This is a genomic window from bacterium, assembly GCA_035295165.1.
Taxonomy (GTDB): Bacteria; Sysuimicrobiota; Sysuimicrobiia; order Sysuimicrobiales; family Segetimicrobiaceae; genus JAJPIA01.
Genome location: DATGJN010000105.1, coordinates 1 through 6,240, shown reverse-complemented (window position 1 = coordinate 6,240; position 6,240 = coordinate 1). Strand labels below are relative to the sequence as shown.

Genomic DNA, 6,240 nt, shown 5'->3' with positions numbered 1-6,240 from the left:
GCTGAACATCGCGCCTTCGTGCGAGTCGTCACCGCGCATGCGAGGCTCCTCCGACAGGTGGTGTGTATGAGCAGCGAAGTGTCGCAGCATCAATTCATCACATCTTGTCGGATGCCTGCTTTTTCAGCATCCTGCTAGACGTCGTCGACCCTCGTAGCACCGCGAGCGCACATCCTAAGTCCGTGTCGGTGCGAGACGCGCCATCTCACGCGCGTTCACTTCTGCTATCTCGCTTTCCTTCGTTCGCTGAGCTCCAGAGGAATCTCACGACCACACTGGAATGGTGACCGCTTGCTTGAGACGGCGAAGACATGCGCGGGGGGGGGTGCCGTGTACATTGATTCCCCGCATGGGGAAACACGGACGCGGCAGTGCCCACCATTGCCCCAAACCACGGGGTCGCGGCGGCGTTTGACATGTTCCTGCCACCAGGGTTCTCCTTCCCCCACATGGAATGGTCGTCGCTGCGCCAGTTGGCCCTCCGTCCCTCGACGTGCGGAGCGACGGAGGGGAAGGGAGATGCCGATGAACGAGGCGATCGAGCGGATTCGGCTCGCGGACGTCCTGCCGGAGCCGGTCAGCCACTATTGCGACGCGGTCCGGGCAGGCGGATACCTGTTCATCTCCGGGGTTGTTTCGATGGACCGCGGCGGCCGGGTAGTGGGGACGGGCGACGCCGCGCGCCAGGCGGAGCAGATCTTCGAGCACGTTGACCGCGTCCTTGAGCATGTACATGCCGATGTGTCGCGGATCGTCAGCGTGCTCGTCCACCTCACGAACATGGAGGACCGGGCGCGCATCAACCCGGTACGCATCCGGTACTTCGGGGAGCACCGGCCGGCGAGCACGCTCGTGCAGGTCACGCGGCTCGTCCATCCCGACCTGCTCGTGGAAGTAACCTGCACCGCGTACCTGGGGGACGCAGCCAACCAAGCGCGGGGGTGATCCACCCGGAAGGATTCGCGCACATTGTCGTGCACAGCCATTGGGTCTCTCCGCGTCCGGTGTGGCACAATCTTCGCTTCGCCTCGAGTATCTCACCCAGAGGATTACAGGCGGGACAAAATCAAGGAGCCCAGGATGAGCGAGAGCGACGTGCACGAAATCTACGCAATCAAGTACGGTCATCACGACCGCCGCGCGGGCGAGAACTACATCGGCGGCGATCCCCACAACGTCTCTCAGCCGCTCGATTTCTATGTGTGGGCGATCGTCGGGCCGCACGGCACCTTTGTGGTCGACACCGGCTTCGATGAAGCCATGGCTAAGAAACGCCAGCGCAACATCGTGAAGCCGGTCGGCGAGGGCCTGAAGGCGATGGGCATCGCGCCCGACAGCGTGAAGAACGTGATCGTCAGCCACCTGCATTACGACCACACCGGCAATTACGACCTGTTCCCGAACGCCCGCTATCACCTCCAGGACATGGAGATGGCCTACGCCACCGGGCGCGGCATGTGCCATGCCCACCTGCGCGTACCGTTCGAGGTTGAGGATGCGGTCGGTATGGTGCGCAAGGTGTTCGCCGGCCGGGTGGTGTTTCACGACGGCGCCGACGCGATCGTGCCGGGCATCGACGTCCACAGGATCGGCGGCCACTCCAGGGGCCTGCAATGCGTGCGGGTGAACACGCGCCGTGGGCCCGTGGTGCTGGCGTCCGACACGTCGCACCTTTACGCACACCTCGAGCAAGGCCGAGTATTTCCCATCGCCTACAATGTCGGCGAGGTGCTCGAAGGCTACGAGACTCTCAAACGGCTCGCCCGCGCGATGAACCGCATTGTTCCGGGCCACGACCCGCTGGTGCTCGACCGCTATCCGGCCGCCAAGCCCGGCCTCGAGGGTTGGGTGGCGCGGCTCGATGTCGAGCCGAAGGGATGACCCAGCGCAAGCTGCTGGGCATGAGGGGCTCCCTTCGGAACAGGGCGTGGCGTGAAGCTCAGGGGCCCCAACTCGAAGCGTCCTCACGCGCGCGCAACGCCCATCGGCGGAAGAATACGCTTGGTTCTTAGAACATCACCGCCTCGTCGGGGCAGCCGCAGAGAATCCGCCGCGCGGTTCGTCCTCTGCGGGCTGCCGCTCGAGCGTAATGTTTCGAAGAACTTGCACGCGCCGCAGCATTGCTTACGGTCGACAACACCGTAGAGATCGCGCGTGCCAGCCAGATCGGTGACCTCGGGACTTCTCCGCGATGCGGATCGCATTCGCCGTCGCCCACTTTCAACGTCGCAAGCGCGGCGGTATAAGCCGTACTGCAGTCGCACCCCACCGAACGTCGCTTGCCCCAGGTCTTGAGGTTCTTTCGGTCGGTCCTACGGGGAAGGACTCCGGCAGCAGGGGTCGCGGGTGGACCGGAGCGAATGCATCGGTATGAACCCCGACACCGAGCGCCATCTGTTCCCGCCGATCGAGCCGTACGCTACCGGGCGACTCCCTCTCGACGGCCTGCATGAGATGTATTGGGAGGAAAATGGCAATCCAAACGGCCTGCCCATCGTCTTCATCCACGGCGGCCCGGGCGGAGGCGCCGAGCCCAAGCACCGGCGATTTTTTGATCCGAACGCCTGGCGCATCGTGGTCTACGATCAGCGCGGCGCCGGCCGGTCGACGCCGCTGGCCGAGATCAAGGACAACACCACGCAACACCTCGTCGGTGACCTGGAGCGGCTGCGCGAGGCCCGTCGGATTGAACGGTGGGCCGTGTTCGGTGGCTCGTGGGGCTCGACGTTGGCACTCGCCTACGCTGAGGCGCATCCCGAGCGTTGCACCGGGCTCATCGTCCGCGGCATCTTCCTCGGCGAACGGCCGGAGATCGAGTGGTTCATGACGGGAATGCGGCTCTTCTCACCCGGGCCGTGGAGGGAGTTTGCGGACGCCTCAGGATCAGGGCCGCGCGACGCCGCGGGGCTGCTCCAACGTTATCAAGCCTTGCTGAACGATCCGAACCCCGATGTTCACCTGCGCGCCGCGCGCGTGTGGTCCCACTACGAAGCGCGCTGCACCACCCTGCTGCCCGACCCGGTCGCGGAAGCGGAGTCTGAGGTCGATGCGAAAGCGCTGCCGGTCTCGCGCATCGAGAATCACTACTTCGTCCACGACTGCTTCCTCGAACCGGAACAGCTCTTTCGGGGTGTCGGCCGCATCCGGTCGATTCCCGGCGCGATCGTGCAGGGCCGGTACGACCTCGACTGCCCGCCTTACACCGCCGCGCGGCTCCACGACGCGTGGCCCGAAGCCGAGTACATCCCGCTTCCGGACGCCGGCCATGCCGCGTTCGAACCTTCGATCGCGCGGGAGTTGGTGGCGGCAACCGAGCGCCTGAAGCGGCGGTTGCGACGGTAGCGTCCGGCCGCGCACCCGTCACGACACCCAAGAGGTTTCAAACCGGCGAGTAATGTGGCTCCCTAGGCGTCGGTGGGCCCGCTTACGCCAGCGAGGCTGGCCCTCGCAGCTCGCACGTCGTGGGCCCTTCCCGCCGTGTGGTCATTCAACTGGTGGGGTATGTCCGACCTTTTGTACGCCTTCTATGAATACAGAGCCGGCTTCACATCGACCCCGGGTCTCTGGGAGCCGCGTTCTTCATCCCAGCTGTCACTGTACCGGCGCTCCTCGTGAGGCACTGGCTGATCTTTCGGTTGCTGCTTCCATCTAGCTCTGCCTAAGAATCATCAGACAGCTAGCAGTCGAGCCAGCACCTAGTGCCTGCTATCGAGCGGCGACGGTGACCTGATAGATGGATCCGGCCAGGCCGAGGTAGTAGATGACGCCACGCTCACCCGGCGTGAGCAGCGCTCCGCTCGTCATTTTCGGCAGGGCGGACGAACGGGCGATCTCCTGACCGGTGGCTGCGTTGCGAAAGACGATGACCTCTTTGTTGTACCGCTGGAGGCATATCATCCGCGGGCACGGCCCGCCGATGTCGGTCGCCAGGAAGACGCGATGGCTTTTTGAACCGATCAACGTGGAAAAATTCAGGGTGCGCTGTTTGGCGCGCCAGAGTTCGCGCATCGTGCCGGTCTGCCGGTCAAAGCTAATCGCCGCCACCAACCCCTGACCGCCGTCCATTACGTAGATGCGTCCGTTCGGGGCATCTACCGTCAACATCGACGGCAAGAACGACTTCGCACCGAGCGTACCCTCGCCGAGCTTGCGCTTGGCGAACGGCTGCGTGCTCATGAACTTGCCGTCGCTCTGCCTTGCCGCCACCAGGCTCAGGGGCGTGTCGCCCGGAAGACCATTGGTCTGGGCAACGACCCAGTCCCCCATGATTGCCGCGGCAGGCGCGGCCGTCTGCCCCCGCTTCAGGTAGGGGATCGGGCCCCAGGCTTTGTCCAGCTGGAGATCGCGGCCGTTCCAGATGTACCGGAAGATACTGGTGCCACCCATCAGATACAACAGGTCCTTGCCGTGGTAGCGGGTGGTGGTCAGACGCCCACCGATGAACTCCGGCGCCTCGACCTTGGCCACGAGCGTCATCGTGTTCGGATTCACGACGGCGATGACGGAATGCGGCACGGCGGTCGGATGGGGACATTTCAAGAAGGCGCTGAACCCTTGCTCCTGGCAGCCTGCGGCTCGGCTCACGGCCTTCATCACTAGGTCACCGTCGGCGAAACCGTCGAACCCGTTGTAGGCGGTGTCCGCCGAGGCGCCGATCGTCGGTAGTTTGACCGTCGCCAACACAGCACCGGTGGACGGGCTGAGCTTTGACAGCGCCGTGCCATAGACGACGTAGACGAAGCCGTTGCGGTGCAGACCCACCACACCCGGATAGTTCCAGCTCCGCGGATGGGCCCGGGCGTCAAACAGCTGCCTGCGCCACAGTTCCTTGCCTGCGGCATCGATTTTGGCGACAAAGCTGCCCGGCACGTTCGGGAAGTCGCCGTAGGCTCCTGCGTAAACGAACCGCGCTCCGCCCGCGCCCGTCACGATGTTGTACGGAGTCACGTACGTTTCGGGCAGCCGCGTATACGAGGCGTCGTTGCGACCGTCGAACCGGCCGCCGAAGGAGGCGCAGCGAAACAGGTGTGAGCGGCCCATGTCGAAGTGCTCGAACGCCGCCACCGTCCCGAGCCAGGGCCCATCGACGGCAGGATCGATGGCGCACGGTTCCAGCACGACGGGCGTCGACGCCGGTGCCGGTGCCTGCGGAGAGGCGGTCTGCGCCTCGGGTGCGCCGCTGGCCAGAGCGAGCACCATCATAGTGATGAGCGAAAGTACCAGCGCGTCGGTTTTCAGGGGCCTCTTTCGGTCGCTCAATTCTTCGCCGGTCGAGCTCGTGCGAGCCCGCAGCACCACGGGCCCCTTCGAATCTTCGTTCCTAGTGGAGTGAGTCATTGATGAGTGACACAGATCTGCCGCTTCGGATCGTTGTAGGATACGGTCGGAACGTCGAACGATGTGCGCTCCACCTTACCCGCCCACTGCAGAGTAGGATCAGATGTGGATCGCAAGTATAGCTTTTCTTACCCGCGTCACGGTCTGTCTCGGGCGTGACGAGCCCCACCGGTGGGGTGTTCACCCGCCTGTTGGCGCGGTGCGTGTAGTTCTCGATCCTACGCTCAGGGTTGCTCGGCCTTTTCGCCACAGCTCCTCCGAATGGCCCTCTTGGCGTTGTGTTCTGCCGTTCTTGCTAGTAACGCTTCAGCGTCTGCAACGACTAGGGCTGGTGCTCGACTGCGCTCCGAAATGCTCGATCGCCCGGGCGAGCACGCGACGATGCTCGGGCCACGCTGCAAGGCGGGGAATCCGCATCGGGTCCATTGCGGTCATACGTTCTACGTGGAAACTGAAAATCATCCGGAGAAGACGACTGAAAAGCATCTGTGGCGACCTCTCGGAATCCCCTATTTTCGAGAGGTGCTACTGAAAACTGTCCTAAGAGGTGGCCCCACTGGTGCTCTAATAGGAAATGGCCAACTATCCCATCAACGGGGGCGGTCGCGAGGCTCGAAATGGCCAAATGTCCCCGGGTAAAATGACCAACCATGACAGAATCCTGCACTTCATCATCAACCACAATGTGAGAGTAGGAGTAGGGTTCGGTCTTAGTTGGCCATTGCTGATTTTGCGCTACAAACGTGACCCTTTGCTCTTTGGGACAGTGAGCCTGCCCCGGTTCGGTGGAGGGTGAATCTCTTTCGTGTTTGCCTGTTATCACCACCTCTCGCATTGTTGTTGTTCTTCTCTCCCGCGGCCGCCGGCGTCATCGCCCGACGGCCGTATCTGATCGTCTTCCCC

4 protein-coding genes are annotated in these 6,240 nt (G+C 63.5%); 3 read left to right on the top strand and 1 reads right to left on the bottom strand.

Translation table 11 applies throughout. The features are described from left to right. Window positions 1–519: 519 nt before the first annotated feature. The 3 genes from VKZ50_18390 to pip all read left to right on the top strand — a co-directional run bounded on the left by VKZ50_18390 (window position 520) and on the right by pip (window position 3,342). Entirely contained in the window at window positions 520–945 is a 426-nt protein-coding gene (locus VKZ50_18390; GenBank protein HLJ61698.1) for a RidA family protein, read from the top strand. Window positions 946–1,080: 135 nt separating this feature from the next. Then, on the top strand, window positions 1,081–1,881 hold the full coding sequence (locus VKZ50_18385; GenBank protein ID HLJ61697.1) for an N-acyl homoserine lactonase family protein: 801 nt from the start codon (window positions 1,081–1,083) through the stop codon (window positions 1,879–1,881). 465 nt (window positions 1,882–2,346) lie between these two features. Beyond that, window positions 2,347–3,342 (top strand): prolyl aminopeptidase, encoded by a 996-nt coding sequence (pip, locus tag VKZ50_18380; protein HLJ61696.1) that lies wholly within the window; start codon window positions 2,347–2,349, stop codon window positions 3,340–3,342. Between the two features lie 363 nt (window positions 3,343–3,705). Here pip and VKZ50_18375 read toward each other — a convergent pair whose 3' ends face one another. Then, window positions 3,706–5,298, bottom strand: a complete 1,593-nt coding sequence (locus tag VKZ50_18375; GenBank protein HLJ61695.1) for a hypothetical protein — start codon at window positions 5,296–5,298, stop codon at window positions 3,706–3,708. Window positions 5,299–6,240 lie beyond the last annotated feature (942 nt).

What these genes read in the sequence shown, in the direction of transcription:
- VKZ50_18390 (HLJ61698.1), top strand. Translation starts at nt 520, where the DNA reads ATGCCGATGAACGAGGCGATCGAGCGGATTCGGCTCGCGGACGTCCTG.
- VKZ50_18385 (HLJ61697.1), top strand. Translation starts at nt 1,081, where the DNA reads ATGAGCGAGAGCGACGTGCACGAAATCTACGCAATCAAGTACGGTCAT.